Annotated in this window: 16 protein-coding genes; 14 read left to right on the forward strand and 2 right to left on the reverse strand. The window is 41.1% G+C overall.

From position 1 onward, the window contains the following. Positions 1-99 precede the first annotated feature (99 nt). Genes LG336_RS05450 through LG336_RS05460 form a run of 3 tightly spaced genes read left to right on the forward strand, consistent with a single transcriptional unit; the run spans position 100 to position 3,384 of the window. The gene (locus tag LG336_RS05450; protein WP_404331550.1) at positions 100-1,038 is read left to right on the forward strand and encodes an ABC transporter ATP-binding protein; all 939 of its coding nucleotides are present in this window, start codon (positions 100-102) and stop codon (positions 1,036-1,038) included. An 11-nt stretch (positions 1,039-1,049) separates the two neighbouring features. After that, positions 1,050-2,264 (forward strand): ABC transporter permease, encoded by a 1,215-nt coding sequence (locus LG336_RS05455; protein WP_404331551.1) that lies wholly within the window; start codon positions 1,050-1,052, stop codon positions 2,262-2,264. Continuing rightward, positions 2,257-3,384, forward strand: coding sequence for an ABC transporter permease (locus tag LG336_RS05460; RefSeq protein WP_404331552.1), 1,128 nt, complete (start codon positions 2,257-2,259; stop codon positions 3,382-3,384). Before LG336_RS05455 ends, LG336_RS05460 begins: the two co-directional genes overlap by 8 nt. A gap of 127 nt (positions 3,385-3,511) precedes the next feature. Here LG336_RS05460 and LG336_RS05465 read toward each other — a convergent pair whose 3' ends face one another. Continuing rightward, the gene (locus LG336_RS05465; protein WP_404331553.1) at positions 3,512-4,423 is read right to left on the reverse strand and encodes a 4Fe-4S binding protein; all 912 of its coding nucleotides are present in this window, start codon (positions 4,421-4,423) and stop codon (positions 3,512-3,514) included. A gap of 272 nt (positions 4,424-4,695) precedes the next feature. Here LG336_RS05465 and mutS point away from each other — a divergent pair, with 272 nt between their 5' ends. The 3 genes from mutS (at position 4,696) to tatA (ending at position 9,787) form a co-directional block, all read left to right on the forward strand. Beyond that, positions 4,696-7,395, forward strand: a complete 2,700-nt coding sequence (gene mutS, locus LG336_RS05470; protein WP_404331554.1) for a DNA mismatch repair protein MutS — start codon at positions 4,696-4,698, stop codon at positions 7,393-7,395. A 46-nt stretch (positions 7,396-7,441) separates the two neighbouring features. Next, a complete protein-coding gene (gene mutL / locus LG336_RS05475; RefSeq protein WP_404331555.1) occupies positions 7,442-9,448 on the forward strand; it encodes a DNA mismatch repair endonuclease MutL in 2,007 nt (668 codons plus the stop codon). Between the two features lie 150 nt (positions 9,449-9,598). Continuing rightward, positions 9,599-9,787, forward strand: a complete 189-nt coding sequence (tatA, locus tag LG336_RS05480; protein WP_404331556.1) for a twin-arginine translocase TatA/TatE family subunit — start codon at positions 9,599-9,601, stop codon at positions 9,785-9,787. 662 nt (positions 9,788-10,449) lie between these two features. Here the strand turns inward: tatA and mreBH are convergent. After that, positions 10,450-11,457, reverse strand: coding sequence for a rod-share determining protein MreBH (mreBH, locus tag LG336_RS05485; protein WP_404333103.1), 1,008 nt, complete (start codon positions 11,455-11,457; stop codon positions 10,450-10,452). A 280-nt stretch (positions 11,458-11,737) separates the two neighbouring features. On the opposite strand from mreBH, the gene miaA reads away from it, so the two are divergent. From miaA to glnA, 8 genes are all read left to right on the forward strand, one after another. Continuing rightward, positions 11,738-12,694, forward strand: a complete 957-nt coding sequence (gene miaA / locus LG336_RS05490) for a tRNA (adenosine(37)-N6)-dimethylallyltransferase MiaA (RefSeq protein ID WP_404331557.1) — start codon at positions 11,738-11,740, stop codon at positions 12,692-12,694. A 27-nt stretch (positions 12,695-12,721) separates the two neighbouring features. Beyond that, positions 12,722-12,952, forward strand: a complete 231-nt coding sequence (hfq, locus tag LG336_RS05495; RefSeq protein WP_221875510.1) for an RNA chaperone Hfq — start codon at positions 12,722-12,724, stop codon at positions 12,950-12,952. Between the two features lie 379 nt (positions 12,953-13,331). Next, positions 13,332-14,288 carry a stage V sporulation protein K gene (gene spoVK / locus LG336_RS05500; RefSeq protein ID WP_404331558.1) on the forward strand — a complete coding sequence of 319 codons (957 nt, stop codon included), beginning with the start codon at positions 13,332-13,334 and terminating at the stop codon, positions 14,286-14,288. 172 nt (positions 14,289-14,460) lie between these two features. After that, positions 14,461-15,204: a metallophosphoesterase family protein gene (locus tag LG336_RS05505; protein ID WP_404331559.1), complete on the forward strand. Its 744-nt coding sequence runs from the start codon at positions 14,461-14,463 to the stop codon at positions 15,202-15,204. 291 nt (positions 15,205-15,495) lie between these two features. Then, positions 15,496-16,758: a GTPase HflX gene (gene hflX, locus LG336_RS05510; protein ID WP_404331560.1), complete on the forward strand. Its 1,263-nt coding sequence runs from the start codon at positions 15,496-15,498 to the stop codon at positions 16,756-16,758. Between the two features lie 13 nt (positions 16,759-16,771). Further along, complete coding sequence (locus tag LG336_RS05515; RefSeq protein WP_404331561.1) at positions 16,772-18,043, forward strand: aminotransferase class I/II-fold pyridoxal phosphate-dependent enzyme; 1,272 nt, start codon at positions 16,772-16,774, stop codon at positions 18,041-18,043. Positions 18,044-18,228: 185 nt separating this feature from the next. Then, a complete protein-coding gene (locus tag LG336_RS05520; protein WP_404331562.1) occupies positions 18,229-18,630 on the forward strand; it encodes a MerR family transcriptional regulator in 402 nt (133 codons plus the stop codon). Between the two features lie 38 nt (positions 18,631-18,668). Beyond that, complete coding sequence (glnA, locus tag LG336_RS05525) at positions 18,669-20,003, forward strand: type I glutamate--ammonia ligase (protein WP_404331563.1); 1,335 nt, start codon at positions 18,669-18,671, stop codon at positions 20,001-20,003. Positions 20,004-20,430 lie beyond the last annotated feature (427 nt).

The raw sequence follows: 20,430 nt of genomic DNA on the forward strand, positions 1-20,430 counted from the left end.
ACCCTAAAATCTAAAGATATTTTAACGATTTCGCAATATTCTCACATAAACTTGTTATAGTTAATATAGATGGAGTTTAGATAGGGGGAGTAGAAAAATATGGAGCTGCTCACGGTTAAGGATTTAACAAAAAAGTTTAAAAATGTGGAAGCGGTGAAAAGTGTCACATTTTCGGTCCGGAAGGGAGAAGCGTATGGACTGCTTGGACCAAATGGAGCTGGAAAAACCACGACTATTCAAATGGTTACAGGGTTATTTCCGCCTTCTACTGGTACAATCACGGTTGGTGGAATCGACATGATTCAAGCCCCTAAAAAAGCACAAGGTTTGATCGGAATTGTTCCCCAGGAAATAGCACTATATCAAAATATGAGTGCTAAAGAGAATTTGAAATTCTGGGGAAGGATGTACGGCTTAAGTGGTCCTGTGCTAAAAGAGAGGGTCGATGAGGCACTCGACTTGATTGGACTAGCCGACCGGGCTAAGGATAAAGTTTCAACTTTTTCAGGCGGAATGAAGCGCCGTGTTAACATTGCCGCAGCCATTTTACACAGACCCGAGCTACTCATTATGGACGAACCTACAGTTGGAATTGACCCCCAGTCAAGAACACATATTTTAGATACGGTAAGGAGACTTAACAATGAAGGCATGACCGTTATCTACACAAGTCATTATATGGAGGAAGTCGAGTACCTTTGTGAACGAATTGGAATTATGGATCATGGTCAATTCATTGCCCAAGGGACGATATCTGAATTACGGGAATCCATAGGAGATCGGTCGCGAATTATCTTGTTATTTTCTCATGAACCTAATCGTCAACAAGTACAGTTGCTTTTACCAGATATACATGATGAGGATATACAATGGAATGAGGGAAAATTGACTGTCTTCCATAAGAAACCGCAAGAAATTTTATCAGAACTTGTTCAACAAGTAACAAAAGCGGGGGCACAGGTAAAAGCAGTTGAGATTGTCGAACCAAACTTAGAAAGTGTCTTCTTGCACCTTACCGGTAGAAGTTTGCGAGACTAGGGGGAGAGAAAATGAGTTTTTGGTGGCTGGCATTTAAAGATACCGTCGAACTAGGAAGAGACAAAAAGGCATTGCTCACCTTAGTGTTTATGCCAATCCTATTAATCGGAATTCTCGGTGCGGCATTCGGCAATATGTTTCAAGAAGAGGAAGCGCAAATTCAGAAGTTTCCACTAGGAATCATCAATATGGATGAGGGAGAGCTTGGGCTGATTCTTGAAAAAGAGGTGTTTGAAAAGGGATTAGAAACGACAGTTAGATTGGAGTCCTATGATAGTGAAAAAGAGCTCCGTCGCTTACTGGGCGAGAAGCAGCTAACGGTTGGTCTAATTCTCCCAGCATCCTTTTCTGAATCTGTGATTTCAGGGAAAGAAACAACGGTGCATATCATCTCCGTTCCGGAGGCTCAGATTCAATCGAGTATCGTAGAGATCGTGATTCAACAATTTTCTTCAACGGTCGGGGTCGAAACTACTGGAATGAAAATGGCAGTAGAAGCGGCGATTAAGGCAGGGAAGCCTGTTAGTGCAGAAATACTGTCAACACCTGAATTCCTTTCAAGCAACCTTCCTTTTACAGTCCTGAAAGAAACAACAGTCGCACCAGATCAAAAACAAGTAGGGTCTTTTCAGTATTACGCTGCTGGAATGGGGGTTATGTTTCTCCTGATGACCGTTGTCATTGGGGTGGGAGCAATGCTTGAAGAAAAAGAACAAGAAGTCTATCGCAGACTGCTTATCTCGAACCTAACACACTCACAATATCTTTTGGGTAAACTACTAGGTTTGTTGTTTCTATCGACCATTCAATTAACCGTCATCATCCTTGGAACAAGCTTGCTCTTCAGTGTTCATTGGGGAGAATCAATAGCGGGTGTGTTACTAGTTGGCTTTGCCTTTGTATTTAGCGCCTGCGGCCTAGGGGTCCTTTGTGGTTCCTTGGTAAAAACAGAACAAGCCTTTAATTCAGCTGGAATCCTGGGAACACAACTATTAGCAGCTGCAGGGGGAAGTATGGTGCCTTTATACGTCTTCCCAGATTGGTTAAATGAGCTGGTGAAAGTTTTTCCAAATGCTTTAGCTTTGCAGACTTTCCTTGATTTAATGTCTGGAGAATCGATACAAGGTGTAGTCTTTGAGGCAGCCATATTGTTACTTTTAGGATTTTTTTTCATTGGATTGGCTTTTCTGAGACTTTCAGCAGAGAGGAGGAAGACCTATGCGTAAGGTGTTAACCATCACCTGGCTTCGCCTGAAAACCATGCTGAAGTCTCCAGGGGGTATTGTGTTAATGTTCGTCATGCCACTTATCTTTAGTGTGATCTTTGGCGGCATTTCAGGTAAAGGGACGACAAGTAAACCCCTGGTGCTTCTTGTTGCGGATAAAAGTGAACCGAGCAGAGAGGCGGTAGCCCTCCTAGAGGAAAACACTCAATATCAATGGCGGGAAGCGAAAGAAATTGAAGCGCGAGAGCAAGTGAAAGCGAAGGAAGCAATTGCTGCCGTTATTCTAGCTGAAGATTACTCTCTCCAGATAGAAAACGAGCAACCAATTTTTGAGGTAATCAATCAACACGAAACTCAGGAATACCTTGCTTTGCAACCAATTATAGAAGGAGTAGCAAGGACCATTGTCAGTTCGCATCAATTAGCATCTGAAGTAAACGGTGTTGAGTTTCCCCTCCTATTAAAAGAACTAGCGAATAGAGAAGCAATTAAAATCGAGCGTGAAATCATTCAAAAGGATGGCAATAAGGGGGAGGATGTCAGTTTATTGGCAGTAGGTTTTACCATCATGTTTATGATGTTTGGAATTTCTGGCGCAGCCTCGACTATCCTCGATGAAAGGAAAGGGGGCACGTGGCAAAGGCTGTTGACAACACCGGCAACGAAAGGACAATTGATAGTCGGTTATTTATTATCCTATTTTTTACTAGGCTGGATTCAAATGCTCGTGCTAATGGTCGCAATGTCTACATTATTCGGAGCCGTTTGGGGGAATTTAGCGTATTTTATTCCGTTTGCCTCCATTGTCATTTTAACCATTGTGGGATTTGGCTTAATGATGGCCGGATTAGTCAAAACAAGCCAGCAGGCAGGGGCACTAAGTGCAGTGCTGATTGTCAGTTCTTGTATGCTTGGGGGAGTCTATTGGCCGCTGGAGATTGTGCCTGAATTTATGCAGGAGATAGCGAAAGCAGTACCACAAAGCTGGATGATGTCTGGTTTACGAGAAATCATCAGTGGTAGTTTGCATATATCCTCTCTAGTAAAAGCAGTTGGTGTGCTACTCGGGTTTAGTCTGTTCTTTTATTCAGTAGGTTTGAAGAAGATAAAGTACCATTAAAAACAAAATGGACTAGTTTGAAAGCCAAGCCGTGATGTCCTCACAGTGCTTGGCTTTTATAAAAATGGACCAACAGGAATGCTAGAGGGTGGTGCCCAATTAAGATGGACGGAACCTAAACCGTATCTTAAAATAGAAAGTTTAAGTTAGCGCGCTTTTTACAAATGGGACAATTCTCTTCTTTCTTCCGGGAGGTGAAGCTGGAGTGGCATCTTTTGCAGGTGTTGTGTTCAACATTCATGATAACTGGTTGAGCTTCCTTGACCTCTTGGTTCATCAGGATCCCCTTATCCATACAAACATCTACGCAAAGCATGCAACCTGAACATTTGTCACTGTGGATCTCTAATTGACTATCTTTTAAGGTAAAGACATTCGAAGGGCATAGTTTAAAGCAAGTCTCACAAAGGGTGCAGCTAGAATTGATCTCAACAGAGTAAAGTGACCAACCTTCAAACATTTCAGTGACCTTGAATTGCTCCTGATTAAAACGCCATTTCGCAGGGGCTGCTGTTGAGAGTGCGAGCTTTTTGCTACTTGACGTGACATTTGTGAAGAAATCACGCCTTGAAACCTTTCTCTCTGGAGTAGTCATCACCAATTCAGAGGCGATACTAATCGGCTCTTTGCCCATTTTTACCAACGGAGAATTAACTTCTTCAATTATCCTCTTAAGCTCAGTCAGCGCTTCCCCTTCCGTTTTTACATAGACAGAGCGTATCCCTCTTTTATATAAATAAAAAAGTTCATTTATTGTTGGCAAGGGACCGTCATCAAAAATAAGCATGCCATTTAATGTTTGACGTCGCGGTGATTCGCCCATTAATGCTTGTACAGGGCATAGAGTAATGCAACGTCCGCAACCATTGCAACGGTTATGGTCTATCGTTAATGTCCCTTTTTCACCTTGAATGGCCTGTTCCGGACAGTTATCGATACAAGCTGTGCAGGAACTGAATGGACTTGTTTTCCGTAAGCAATGGTCTGCCGCCTCTAAGTCGTAACTAAGACTTTCAAGCCAGTTTGTAAAAAGCGACATGTTGTCACCCTCTTAATCTGTTTTTGCTTTCATTGTACCTGTTTTCCTTTCGGATTGTGGTAGGTTCACAGGATGTACATATAGAGTTAGAAAAAGAGTCAAATCTTTATGGAGGTTTTTCAACTTTTACTAGAAGTTTAATAGGGGGGCAGGCTGTTTTTTTTCCAGAACTCACCTCTAAAAATCAAGAGCGGAAGGAAAAGTGAAATTGAAATTATGATATAATAGGTTTTTAGAAATATGTCGAAACAAGATGATTTTGGGGGATTTTTATGGCAGCTTATACGCCGATGATTATGCAATATTTACAGATTAAGGCAGATTATCAGGATGCCTTTTTATTTTTTCGCCTAGGCGATTTTTATGAAATGTTTTTTGACGATGCAATAAAAGCATCACAGGAATTAGAAATCACATTAACGAGTCGAGAGGGCGGCGGGGAAAGCAAAATTCCAATGTGTGGAGTCCCGTACCATTCGGCAAAAGGATATATTGAACAGCTTATTCAAAAAGGATATAAAGTCGCGATATGTGAACAAATGGAGGATGCCAAAGCCACAAAAGGGATGGTCCGACGTGAGGTTGTTCAGCTCATTACGCCTGGTACGCTTATGGAAGGTCGAGGCTTAAACGAGAAGGAAAATAACTTCATTGCAACTGTTTCTTCTTTTAAGGATGGTAGCTTTGGTTTCGCCTGCAGTGATCTGTCAACCGGGGAAAGTAGATTAACGATTCTTTCAGATAGTGTGGAAGAAGTTCTTAACGAACTATCGTTATCAGGAGCGAAGGAAGTAGTTCTTGATTCGTCTACTCCAGAGGAGCTTCAAAGGAAACTAAAAGAGCGGTCTGTACTTGCTTTCTCCTTTGAAGACAATATTGAAATTAATGAGAGCTATCAGCATCTTCTCTCTGGATTAAGTGATTCTAAATCGCAGTTGATTGCAGCAAGGTTATTCAATTATCTGCATCGTACACAAAAGCGGAGTTTAGACCACCTGCAGCCGGTGGTTTCATATGAAGTAGAACAATTTATGAAAATTGACTACTTTTCAAAACGAAATCTTGAGCTAACCGAAACCATCCGCTCAACAGCGAAGAAAGGGTCGCTCCTATGGCTACTTGATGAAACCAAAACAGCAATGGGTGGCAGGATGTTAAAGCAATGGATCAACCGCCCCTTGCTTCAGGTAAAAGCTATTCAGCAGAGACAATCGATTGTGGAATTGTTTATGACGAGCTTTTTCGAGCGGCATGAAATTAGGGAAATGCTCAAGGAAGTCTATGATTTAGAACGATTAGCTGGACGTGTCGCATTTGGAAATGTCAACGCGCGCGACCTTGTGCAATTAAAGAAATCCTTGCTGCAAATTCCTATCCTAAAACAAACGCTTATAGCGATGGGGGACGAGGCTGCTGTTCAATTGGCAGAAAACCTTGACCCGTGTGAAGAAGTGACCAATCTATTAGAACAGGCCTTGGTTGAAAATCCACCAATTTCCATAAAAGAAGGAAATATCATACAGGATGGCTATGATGATAGGCTTGATCAGTATCGTGATGCCAGTCGAAATGGCAAGACTTGGATTGCTAGCTTAGAGCGCCAGGAACGAGAAAAGACGGGCATCAAGTCGTTGAAAATTGGCTATAACAGAGTATTTGGATACTATATTGAAGTAACAAAGGCGAATCTGCATCTGTTAACGGAAGGACAATATGAGCGAAAGCAGACACTATCAAACGCGGAACGATATATTACCCCAGAATTAAAAGAAAAAGAGGATTTAATTTTACAGGCCGAAGAAAAAATCGTTGAACTAGAATACGAGATTTTCGTAATCATAAGGGAAACGGTAAAAGAATTCATTCCAAGACTCCAAGCGCTTGCGAAGGCTGTGAGTGAGCTTGATGTTCTTACAAGTTTTGCGGAATTGAGCGAGCAGCGCCATTATGTGAAACCTCTTTTTACAGGTGAACGAAAAGTGGTCTTGAAAGATGGTCGCCACCCTGTTGTGGAAAAAGTAATGTCTGCGCAAGAGTATGTTCCGAACGATTGCTTCATGGACCAGGACCGTGAATTGCTTTTAATTACCGGTCCAAATATGTCGGGGAAAAGTACCTATATGAGACAGATTGCCTTAACAGCAATCATGGCGCAAATTGGTTGCTTTGTCCCAGCTGCAGAAGCGGTGCTCCCTGTCTTTGATCAAGTGTTTACAAGAATTGGTGCGGCCGATGACTTAATTTCCGGCCAAAGTACGTTCATGGTTGAAATGCTTGAAGCGAATAATGCGATTGCGAATGCTACGGAAAATAGCTTGATTTTATTCGATGAAATTGGTCGTGGAACTTCCACATACGATGGAATGGCACTAGCGCAAGCCATCATTGAATACATTCATGATCGAATTGGTGCGAAAACTTTATTTTCAACACACTACCATGAGCTTACTTCTTTGGATGAAGAATTGGCGAAGCTGAAGAATGTACACGTATCTGCGATTGAACAGAATGGTAAAGTCGTCTTTCTTCATAAAATTAAAGAAGGTGCAGCCGATAAAAGCTATGGAATTCATGTCGCTCAGCTAGCTGATTTACCAGCTGATCTAATAAACCGTGCGGCTGAAATTCTGGAAACACTTGAAAAGAAGGACGAGCTGTCGAGTGAAACAAGCACTTCAGTAACAAATCGAAACATGGTCCAAGAGCGTGAATCCGTGCTCACGGAGCACGTTAACCGAGAGCCGCTAGAAGAAAAGTCTGCTTCTACCAAGCTAACTGAAACGGAGCAGACAGATAATTCAGAAGGACAGCTGTCTTTCTTTGATGAAGGACCTGTACTAGTAAAAACTTCGGCGCCAAATAAAAAAGAAAAACGTGTTCTAGAAAAATTAACGGAACTAGATATCCTTGATATGACGCCACTTCAGGCTATGAACATTCTATATGAACTACAACGGAAGTTGAAGAAATAAACGTGAAATCTTAACTCAGAACCAAGGTAAACGAGGGGGGACCTGGATGGGAAAAATCAAACAGCTGGATGATGCATTATCGAATAAAATTGCTGCTGGTGAGGTTGTTGAACGTCCTGCATCCGTCGTAAAGGAACTGGTGGAAAATTCAATAGATGCTGGCAGCACAATCGTTGAGATTGACTTAGAAGAAGCGGGTATGGCCAAAATTAGAATTACCGATAATGGTGGTGGCATCGAAGAGGAAGATGTTCTCATTGCTTTTCAGCGCCACGCCACCAGTAAAATTAAGAACGAAAACGATTTATTCCGAATTCGTACACTAGGCTTTCGCGGAGAAGCATTGCCGAGTATCGCTTCTGTGTCACGCTTAGAGATGAAAACATCCACTGGTGAAACAGCTGGGACGAGAATTATGATTGAAGGCGGGAAAGTGGAGACGGTCGAAAAAGCGGATAGCCGAAAAGGCACAGATATCACTGTTTCTGACTTATTTTTTAACACTCCAGCGCGTCTTAAATATATGAAAACCATCCATACCGAGCTGGGCAATATTACCGATGTCGTGAACAGGCTAGCACTTTCACATCCTGAGGTGTCAATTCGGCTTGTCCATAATGGTAGAAGACTGCTTTACACAACGGGAAATGGCGACGTTAGACAAGTGTTGGCAGCCATCTATGGAATGAATATGGTAAAAAATATGATTGCCATTTCCGGTGAATCTCTTGATTATAAAATTAATGGTTGGATAACGCTTCCTGAAATCACCCGCGCATCAAGGAATTATATTTCAACGATGATTAATGGTCGTTTTATTAAAAATTATCCATTGTCAAAGGCGATTCAAGAAGGCTATCATACTCTACTTCCAATCGGCCGTTTTCCATTGGTGCTTTTAGATATTCAAATGGATCCATTGCTAGTAGATGTCAACGTGCATCCTTCTAAAATGGAAGTTCGACTTAGTAAGGAACAAGAGTTAAATCAACTTGTTACGGAGACGATTAAGAGCACATTTAAAACGAAGGAATTGATTCCAACTGGGTTCACAGCTCCTGTTCCGAAGGTGGAAAAACCAAAAACAGAACAAACTTTTTTTGAGCTTGATCATTTGCCTGAAAAGGAAGCTCATACTAATAATCCGAGGCCTTTTAATGAAGTTGGGGAGGTAAGGGAGACATTGAGTTCTTCCCAAGAACAGGGAGGTTCTCAGGCAGGACCTGTTGACTCGGTAGATGGTGAACAGGAAGAGTTTGCGCCGACTAATAGTTGGTCAAGATTTTCTGAAGAGCGTCATTTCGAACAGGAGCAGGTGGATTCTAGCGTTGCGATTCAACCCCAAAGTGAGGAAGAGGAACAGGAGAGTCCTGTTGACTCACGGGCGGATGGAAGCCTTTCATTGGGGTTGTCTGACGAACAGTTTGCCGCCACTGCTAAAATTAATACACAGGAAGCAGGAGTGCCATCACGTGTTCCGACGCTCTATCCGATTGGTCAAATGCACGGGACGTATATTTTAGCTCAAAACGAAAAGGGCTTATATATTATCGACCAACACGCGGCACAGGAACGAATTAAATATGAATACTTCCGTGAAAAGGTCGGCCAAGTAGAAAGTGAGCTTCAGGAAATGCTCGTTCCGTTAACCTTTGAATATTCGCCTGATGAATGCATCCGCATCACTGAGTATCTATCCGAATTGGAAAAAGTGGGGGTATTCTTAGAACCATTTGGACCAAACAGCTTTATTGTTCGTGCTCATCCACAGTGGCTCCCACGAGGTGAGGAAAAAGAAACAATCGAGGAAATGATTGAACAGCTCCTACAAATGAAAAAAGTAGACATTAAAAAATTGCGTGAAGAAGCGGCCATTCTGATGAGTTGCAAAGGTTCTATTAAGGCGAACCGTCATCTGCGTAATGATGAAATTCAGGCATTGCTTGATGAACTAAGACGTTCCTCAGATCCGTTTACTTGCCCACATGGACGCCCAATTATTGTTCATTATTCTACCTATGAAATGGAGAAAATGTTTAAGAGGGTTATGTAAAGTGAAATTTTTGTTGCGATAATTGTCATTTGTATAATAGGGAAGTTTGTTTTATGATTTAAGTAAGTGTTACTCCGTCAGGTTTGAGTTTATCAAGAAGCTCATTCCTCTCGCCTCCTTAACACAAATAAACAAGAAGGAGGGATTGCAATGTTTTCAAACATTGGTATTCCTGGCTTGATCATTATACTGGTCTTAGCACTAATCATTTTTGGACCAAAGAAACTTCCAGAACTAGGCCGTGCAGTTGGACAAACCTTAGGAGAATTTAAAAAGTCAACAAAAGGGTTAATGGAAGACGATAAAGAAGTATCTAAAGAAGAAGATAAAAAAATCTAATTATAAATCAAGCGCACTCTCAAATATGAGGTGCGTTTTTTCTTGTGAAAAGATTGAGTTTTCGTGGATAGACTAGGTAATGCGCGAATAGAAGACTGATTTTGGTGAATAGACCAGTGTGATGCGTGAATAGACCAGGGAAAAATGTGAATAGAGTACGATTTTAAGTGAATAGACCGAGCGAATTCGTGAATAGAAACGAATCTCGCGAATAGAAGCCAGATTAACGTGAATAGACCAGAGAAAAACGTGAATAGAGTACGATTTTACGTGAATAGACCGAGCAAATACGTGAATAGAAACGAGTTTCGCGAATAGAAGTCAGATTCACGTGAATAGACCAGAGAAAAACGTGAATAGAGTACGATTTTACGTGAATAGACCGAGCAAATACGTGAATAGAAACGAGTTTCGCGAATAGAAGTCAGATTCACGTGAATAAACCAGAGAAAAACGTGAATAGAGTACGATTTTACGTGAATAGACCGAGCAAATACGTGAATAGAAACGAGTTTCGCGAATAGAAGTCAGATTCACGTGAATAGACCAGAGAAAAACGTGAATAGAGTACGATTTTACGTGAATAGAGTCCTCCTTCACGTGAATAGGACTACGAAAATAAAAAAAACACCTCAATACACTATTGAGGTGCGTCATCCACGTTATTTTGCTACAGGTTGAAGAGTACTTATATACTTCAATGCTTGTCCTGTTCCGATGGCGACCGATTCGAGTGGGTTCGGTGCAAGATGAACGGGGACGAAAATTTCCTTGTTCAACCATTCTTCCATGCCATTTAACAAGCAACCTCCACCGGTCAAGACAAGTCCACGATCAACGATATCACCGCTTAGCTCTGCTGGGCAGTCCTCAAGCGTTTTTCGTACAGTTTCGAGTATCTGAAGCAATGATTCTTTTAAACAGTCTCTTATTTCGTAAGAATTCAAGGTAATCGTACTTGGCAGTCCAGTAACAAGATCCCGGCCACGTACGTCCATTTCTATTTTGTCATGTTCAACAAGTGCGTGACCAATTTCTATTTTTATATTTTCAGCTGTGCGTTCTCCAATTAAAATATTATAGGCTTTACGTACATACTGAATAATATGTTCATCGAACCTGTCTCCGCCTATGCGAAGGGAATGACAGGCAACCACACCACCATAGGAAATAATGGCAACCTCTGATGTACCACCCCCGATGTCTAAAACGACATTGGCTACAGGTTCATCAACAGGTAAACCAGCGCCAATCGCTGCGGCAACAGGTTCCTCAATAATATGGACCTTTTTAGCTCCTGCACTTCGTACTGCCTCGTGGATTGCTCGGCGCTCAGCGCTTGTTGAGCCAGACGGGGTACAAACGATCACATTTGGTTTGCGTAGGGCGAATCCCCCATTTTTCACCGCTTTTCGCATAATTTGGACGAGCATTTCTGAAGTGATGTCAAAATCAGCAATGACCCCATCTTTTAGAGGGCGGACAGCCATAATTTTTTCAGGAGTTTTCCCGATCATCTCCTTTGCTTCTGTCCCGACGGCGACAATCTTTTTTGTATCCTTATCAATTGCCACCACAGAGGGCTCATTCAAAGCAATTCCCTTATTTTTATTATAAACCAATGTATTTGCAGTTCCTAAATCAATTCCTATTTCAGCTTGTATAATCATTGTTTTCACCTGTTTCTCCTTCTAGTAAGTTATGTCCCCATAATCTTCTATAAAAGTTAACATGATTATGGGGGTAATGTGTCGATTGTTATCGAATCGTTACCTAAATGTAAAAACGATGGAAAAATATATAAAATAAATAGAAGAGAATGGCAAAAATATAGGGAAATCAGATTAGGACATCGGTAATCGGGATATAATATTTAGATGTTCAACTGCTTTTCTAAAAACTTTTAGGTTAAAATGATAGAAAGAATAATAAAAGGCAGTGTGAAGTTGTTTGAAACAAAAAGAGAAGCTTTTAGTATTAATTGGGCCAACCGCTGTTGGCAAAACAAAATTGAGCATTGAACTTGCGAGAAATTTTAACGGCGAGGTTATCAGTGGGGATTCAATGCAAATCTATAGAGGGATGGACATTGGTACCGCTAAAATCACAGAGGAAGAGATGGAAGGCATCCCCCATCATTTAATTGACATCAAAGAACCAGATAATCCGTTTTCAGTCGCTGAGTTTCAAGAGCTGGTTCGGGGTAAAATCACTGAAATTACAAGTCGCAAGAAATTGCCAATGATTGTCGGTGGAACAGGGCTATACATTCAATCTGTTTTATATGATTACCAGTTTACAGAAGCAGCATCCGATAATGAGTTTCGCATCAAGCTTGAACAAATGGCAGTAGAAAAAGGCAATGAGGAACTCCATCAGAGATTAAGAGAAGTTGATCCTGAGAGTGCGGAGAGAATTCATCCGAATAATCTAAGGCGAGTGATTCGGGCGCTGGAGATTTATCATTGTACCGGCAAGACGATGACTGAATACCAACAGGAACAACAGCCAGAGCTGTTATATGATACTTGCTTGATTGGACTAACGATGGACCGCGAACTATTGTATAATAGAATAAACAAGCGAGTCGACTTAATGATGGAGCAGGGATTGGTTGAAGAAGTCAAGAATTTGTATGATAGTGGGATAAGAGACTGTCAATCGATACAAGCAATTGGATACAAAGAGCTGTATGATTATTTTGATGGCAGAGTTATGTTGGAAGATGCAGTCGAAAACTTAAAGCAAAATTCACGCCGTTATGCCAAGAGACAGCTAACGTGGTTTCGCAATAAAATGGATGTCGAATGGTTTGAAATGTCGTCAATGGCAAATGCCAATGAAAAAAAATTCGCGGAAATTTCCAACTATATTGAAGGAAAGCTCCAGATTAAAGCGAATACATAATAATAGAGATAAAAAGGAGGATCTGCAATGAAACAAATTAACATTCAAGATCAGTATTTAAACCAGCTGCGCAAAGATGGCATTAACGTCACGGTCTTTTTATTAAATGGTTTCCAGCTTCGCGGACAAATCAAAGGCTTTGACAATTTCACGGTTTTATTTGAAACTGAGGGGAAACAGCAGCTAGTTTATAAGCATGCGATTTCAACATTCGCACCGCAAAAGAACGTCCAAATTGATCTTGACCCACAGCAATAATCGGCTGTAGGTGCAGCTTCCTTCGTATTGGGGAAGTGAACAATAGGATGTTCACTGGGGTAGTGGACCGACCGACGGCTTAATTCAGTTTATGGATGAATATGCCTATTCCTCATACGATTAGGGGAAAGGTGAATAAGGATACAGAAGCTCGCAATATAATTGCGGGCTTTTTGGCGAGCTATCGAAAAATTCCTTTTAATGAATTTCTGTTTGCTTGAATACATATAGATTAAGGAGTATTTCCCGTTAAACCGCAAGATGGTGATCGTTTCTTAAGGGGATGAACTCTTAGGGAAACAGGTTTCTCTAGAAAGGCTTTTATCTAAAATAAGAGCTTCTTCACATAGACTGTCCCTTAGAATAGAGGTGAGAAAGCTTGGACCAACCGTTTCGCATGAATAACAATGGACAAATCAGCATTGTTTTGAATGCTCAAAAACGAAATCCGGCAATAAAAGAATTGCCTAAATCGCCGAATTTAGATGTGAAACCCAAACCGAAGCCTACTGACCATGAAGCACTAAAAGAAATCGAAGATGAACTTGAGACACTGGTTGGTATGGAAGAAATGAAACGAATGATAAAAGAAATTTATGCTTGGATTTATGTTAATAAAAAAAGGGAAGAAAAAGGGTTAAAGGCGGGTCGCCAAGCTTTGCATATGATGTTTAAGGGCAACCCTGGCACTGGAAAAACAACAGTGGCTAGATTAATAGGAAAGCTCTTTCTGAAAATGAATGTCCTTTCTAAAGGGCATTTGATTGAAGCAGAACGAGCTGATTTAGTAGGGGAATACATTGGCCATACCGCTCAGAAAACCCGTGATTTAATCAAAAAGGCTCTTGGAGGAATTTTATTTATTGATGAAGCATACTCCTTAGGACGCGGCGGGGAAAAGGACTTTGGAAAAGAAGCCATCGATACGCTTGTCAAACATATGGAAGATAAACAGCATGAGTTTATTCTAATTTTAGCTGGATATTCTCGAGAAATGGATTATTTTCTTTCGTTAAACCCTGGGCTGCATTCAAGATTTCCACTCGTTGTTGATTTCCCGGATTATACCATTAATCAGCTGATGGAAATCGGACAACGAATGCTAGATGAAAGGGAATATACATTAAGCTATGAAGCAGAAAGGAAGCTTCGTGAACATCTAGCATGGGTTAAATCAAGCCTAGGTCCAACTGGTTTTTCAAATGGGCGATATGTCCGAAATATTATTGAGAAATCAATTCGTGCCCAGGCAATGAGACTCTTGCTTGATAACCAGTTCGAACGGCATGAACTGGTGACCCTGCGGAGCAATGATTTAATTTTGAACGAGGACTAAAAATATTCTCAAGGGCGGAGGCATGAGCTTTCGCCCTTTACCTTTGGGCAAATCTACAAAACATAGGAGAAAATATGTTAAAATTTGTATAATGAAATATCGGATTCTACGTTGAGAATTTTTGGGACTACAAAGTTCAGAAAGATATGAGTCATAAACCTGGGGGTGGGTTATGGAACAACAAAAAATAGCGATTTTAACTGATATTCATGGGAATCATTCGGCGTTAAAAGCTGTGTTGGATGAGATTGACCGAGACAATGAGACGACTCATATTCATTGTTTAGGAGATTTAATTGGAATTGGACATGAAACAAACGAGGTCCTTGATCTATTATTTTCAAGAAAGGATACCTCATTTGTAATTGGAAATCATGACCGAGCCATAATGGACATACTCGCTGGTGAACAGCCGGATAGTATTGGAGCAGAAAGGGAGCACCATCAATGGATTGCAAAACATTTTGACAAATATTTTTTGCCACTTCTAGAACAAATTCCGAAAAAATCTACAGCTGTCTACAATGGTCAAAGATTTTTGTTTACACATTATCATTTAAATGATAATGAGTGTTTGTTGCCAGTCGACTATGAACCAACTGTAAAAAAACTAGATGCGCATTACCAGGAATCACAGGCTGATATGGTTTGTTTTGGCCACCACCATGTAGTTCATCACTTTAAATCACGAGAACGAATTTATTTCAATCCCGGTTCTCTAGGCTGTCAACACAAGCCGTTAGCACCTTATGCAATGATCACTGTAGGGGAAGCGGGGAATATCGATGTGTCATTAAAAGAAGTTCCGTACGATAATAAGGACTTTCTTTTGTCTTATTCAAGGCTCCAAATTCCAGCCAAAGAATTTGTTTTAAAGAATTTTTATGGAAATCAGCACTTATACTATTTGGAATGAGAAGAATGCAAGTAAGTGTAAAGTAAATGTTACAAAGGGGGACAAAAGGGTCATGCTTTTTTACTAGCTAGCATGACCCTTTTGATTGATGGAAATTAATTCAGTCCTACTTTTCGAATCCTAAGTTTGTCTGTATTTTGTTACTAAAATTAGCCATTATGATTTTATCAACATGAGCTTGGTTTTTATACAAGGAATCCTTTTCATAAATCTCTTGTGGAAAAATTTTGGTTCACCTTTCTTTTTTGGTATGATGAGTTCAGAATATATAAGGAGAAAGGTGGAATTCGCTTGGAACAGAAAAATGTTTCTGAAAAAGCGATCCTCGTCGGATGTCAAACACCCGCGTCGGATGATTTGCGTTTTCAATATTCAATGGATGAGCTGGCTTCGTTAACGGAAACAGCACAAGGCGAGGTAAAGATTTCGGTCGTGCAAAAACGGGAACGAATCCATCCATCTACATACATTGGCAAAGGGAAAGTAGAGGAATTAAAAGCTTTGGTGGAGGAACTCGAAGCAGATTTAATTATTTTTAATGATGAACTTTCACCGAGTCAAATTCGGAATTTGTCAAAAGATCTTGAGGTTCGCATCATTGATCGAACACAATTAATCTTAGATATCTTTGCCCGCCGAGCACGGTCAAAGGAAGGGAAGCTACAGGTAGAGCTCGCTCAGCTTCAATATTTGCTTCCGCGCTTAATGGGGCAGGGGATTGCGTTATCAAGACTTGGTGCTGGTATTGGAACAAGGGGTCCTGGGGAAACGAAGCTTGAGTCAGACCGTCGTCATATCCGTCGTCGAATTGATGATATTAAGGGTCAATTAAATGTTATTGTTCAGCATCGTGATCGTTATCGGGAACGCCGTAAGAAAAACAAAACCTTTCAGATTGCCCTTGTGGGGTATACGAATGCTGGGAAATCAACCCTATTCAATCGCTTAACCGAGGCAGATTCGTATGAAGAAAATCAATTGTTCGCGACGCTTGACCCGATGACGAGAAAAGTCATCTTACCAAGTGGTTTTTCGGTCCTCATGACGGATACGGTTGGATTCATTCAAGACTTGCCAACCACGCTGGTTGCCGCTTTCCGTTCTACTTTAGAAGAAGTGCAGGAAGCCGATTTACTTTTACATGTCGTTGACATGGCGAATCAAGATTATTTTTCACACGAAAAAACGGTCAATAAGATATTAGAAGACCTCAAGGCGGATCAAATTCCGCAAATAACGATTTATAATAAAAGGGATATCGCTCATCCGGATTTCGTTCCAACTGCGAAAACGAAAACAGCTTTCATTAGTGCACTTGATGAGGGAGACCTTGCTAAAATTCAGCATAGTATTGAAGCAACTGTTATCGAGCTTATGGAGCCCTTCCATGTGCTAGTTCCCTCCGGTGAGGGGAAACTACTTTCTCAGCTTAAAAATGAGACCATTTTAAGGGAGCTTGCTTTTGATGAAGAAAAGCAAGGATATGTATGTAAAGGGTTTGCCTTGAAGGACCACCAAGTGGCAGGGCAGCTTAATAAATATTCAGTTAGATAGGAGAAACCACAGCATGTTTACACAATTGAACTCCGGGGCAAAGCTTGAACCGCTTGTTCAGGAAATCGAGCAACAAATTGCAGTAGTACATAAGAAAATGGATGAAATGATTGATACCAATCAATTTCGTGTCTTGCAGAGCTTCCAAAAATATAGGGTCAGTGATTCGCATTTTATTCCGTCCACTGGGTATGGGTACGATGATATTGGGCGTGACACCTTGGAGAAAATTTATGCCGATGTATTTGGCGGGGAAGCTGGTTTAGTAAGGCCGCAAATCATTTCAGGTACCCATGCAATCTCGATTGCACTTTTTGGAATACTCCGACCAGGCGATGAGCTTTTATATATGACAGGGAAGCCTTACGATACGCTCGAAGAAATCGTTGGAATTCGCGGAAGTGGCAATGGTTCATTAAAAGAGTTCGGAATCTCTTATAATTCCGTCGCTTTAACGGCAGAGGGCCAGATTGATTGGCAAAACGTTGAAAAGGCCATTAAGCCAAATACAAAAATGATTGGCATTCAGCGTTCAAAAGGATATGCAACCCGCCCTTCATTCACGACGGCTGAAATTGGTGAGATGGTTCGCTTTGTTAAAGAGATAAAACCAGATGTTGTTGTTTTCGTAGACAATTGTTACGGGGAATTTGTAGAAGCGCAAGAGCCTTGCCATGTCGGGGCCGACCTAATGGCAGGCTCTCTGATTAAAAATCCAGGTGGTGGGTTGGCCAAAACGGGTGGTTATCTAGTAGGTAAAACCGAATTAGTGGAGGCCTGTTCCTACAGAATGACTTCACCGGGAATTGGTGCGGAAGCTGGTGCCTCACTTTATGCTCTCCAGGAAATGTACCAGGGTTTTTTCATGGCGCCACATATTGTCGGTCAAGCTTTAAAAGGAGCCGTTTTTACAGCAGCCATCCTTGAACGCTGTGGGATGAACTCACAGCCAAAATGGAATGCTGAGAGAACGGATCTGATTCAGGCGGTGCAATTTGATGACCGCGACAAAATGGTCGCCTTCTGTCAAGCAATCCAGTTTGCTTCTCCAATTAATTCTCATGTAACGCCATACCCAAGCTATATGCCAGGCTATGAAGATGATGTCATTATGGCGGCAGGTACGTTTATCCAAGGGGCCAGCATCGAACTAACCGCTGACGGTCCAACCCGTCCACCGTATGTTGCCTATGTTCAAGGTGGTTTAACGTATTCACATGTAAAGATGGCCATCTGTCTTGCTCTTGATCGGTTAGTTGGAAAAGGGATGGTGGTAATCGAATAAATGGAGAAGGTTTGACGTTTTAGGAATAAGCTTGCACCCTTGGGGAAACATAGGTTCAACTTGCTTGAATATCAATTTCTAAAGATTGCAATAAAAAATCATGTCAGATTATCTAACATAGCATTGACATGTTAACTTACGTTACATATAATAAAACTATCAAAAGGAGAAAGGAGAGAAATCAAATGGGCGGAAGCCAGATTCGCCGGAATATGCCACTGTTTTCTATCGGGATTGTCATGCAGTTGACTGATTTAACAGCACGCCAAATCCGATATTATGAAGAACATGGCTTGATTTCTCCAGCAAGAACAGAAGGCAATAAACGTCTTTTTTCCTTAAACGATATTGACAAACTGCTTGAAGTCAAGGATTTAATTGACCAAGGTGTCAATCTTGCTGGCATAAAACAAATCTTCAATGTAAAACAGCAACAAGAAGAAGTACCTACTGATGAAGACAACCAAGAAGCTGAAAAAGTACGCAAGGACCTATCGGATGCTGAGTTGCGCAAGATTCTTCGCAAAGAGCTACTCAGAGCAGGAAGGTTTAATCGGGGCCAAGGCCACCCGCCTAGACTCCAGTAAAATTATGAAAATATGAAAATAGTGGGAGGAAAAAAAGAATGGCTAAGTTTACTAGAGAAGATATTGTACGTTTATCTCAAGAGGAAAATGTTAAGTTCATCCGTTTGCAGTTCACTGATATTTTAGGAACAATCAAAAACGTTGAGATTCCAATCAGCCAGCTTGAAAAAGCATTAGATAACAAGATGATGTTTGATGGATCTTCAATTGAAGGGTTCGTTCGTATCGAAGAATCAGATATGTACCTAATTCCAGATTTAGATACCTGGGTTGTCTTCCCTTGGACTGCTGAAAAAGGAAAAGTTGCTCGTTTGATCTGTGACATTCAGAATCCAGATGGAACTCCATTCCTTGGTGACCCACGTGCAAACTTAAAGCGTGTTTTAAAAGAAATGGAAGAGCTTGGTTTCACTGATTTTAACTTAGGACCTGAGCCAGAATTCTTCTTATTCAAGTTGGATGAAAAAGGGGAACCAACTCTTGAATTAAACGACAATGGTGGTTATTTTGATTTAGCTCCAACAGATCTTGGGGAAAACTGCCGTCGTGACATTGTTCTAGAGCTAGAAGAAATGGGCTTTGAAATCGAAGCTTCTCACCATGAGGTAGCTCCAGGACAGCACGAAATTGACTTTAAATACGCAGATGCAATTACAGCTTGTGACAACATCCAAACATTTAAGCTTGTGGTAAAAACAATTGCACGTAAGCATGGTCTTCACGCAACATTCATGCCGAAGCCATTATTCGGTGTAAACGGTTCTGGAATGCACATGAATCTTTCATTGTTTAAAGACGGCGAAAATGCATTTTATGATCCAAAAGGGGACCTTGAACTAAGTGATACAGCTAGACAGTTTATTGCAGGTACCATTAAGAATGCTACATCTTTCACAGCAGTCACAAACCCAACAGTAAATTCTTATAAGCGTTTAGTTCCTGGTTATGAAGCTCCATGTTATGTTGCATGGTCTGCTCAAAACCGTTCACCATTAATTCGTATTCCTGCATCCCGTGGCTTGAGCACACGTGTGGAAGTGCGTAGTGTCGACCCGGCTGCTAACCCATACCTAGCTATGGCGGTTCTTCTACAAGCTGGACTTGATGGAATTAAAAACAAATTGACTCCTCCAGCTCCAGTAGACAGAAACATCTATGTAATGGATAAAGAAGAGCGTGAAGAAGCAGGAATTTCTGATCTTCCGGCAAATCTTTCAATGGCACTTCAGGAGTTGCAATCTAACGAAGTAATCAGTGCTGCACTAGGTGAGCACATCCTTGAACACTTCGTCGAAGCAAAAGAGATTGAGTGGGATATGTTTAGAACGCAAGTGCACCCATGGGAGCGCGAGCAGTACTTGAGCATGTACTAAAAATTGTTACCAAAAAAACCCCGGCACCTATGGTGTTGGGTTTTTTTTATGTTAGGTTGATGAAGAGGTCATAGCGTTGAAAACTTTATAGCAGAGGTAAATTTAAGCTTGGAGGGCTGGGTGCAAAAATGCTTCATGAAGGGGATCGAAGAGCATGAAAAGGTTTCGAGTGATGAAAAAAGTGCTTCATGGAGGATTCATAGAGCACAAAAAAGCTTGGAGAGATAGAAAAAGTGCTCCATGAAGGATTCATAGAGCACAAAAAAGCTTGGAGAGATAGAAAAAGTGCTCCATGAAGGGTTCAAAGAGCACAAAAATGCTTGGAGGGATGGAAAAAGTGCTTCATGAAGGGTTCATAGAGCACAAAAAAGCATGGAGAGATAGAAAAAGTGCTCCATGAAGGGTTCATAGAGCACAAAAATGCTTG

The organism is Mesobacillus maritimus, assembly GCF_044803185.1.
GTDB lineage: Bacteria > Bacillota > Bacilli > Bacillales > Cytobacillaceae > Mesobacillus_B > Mesobacillus_B maritimus_B.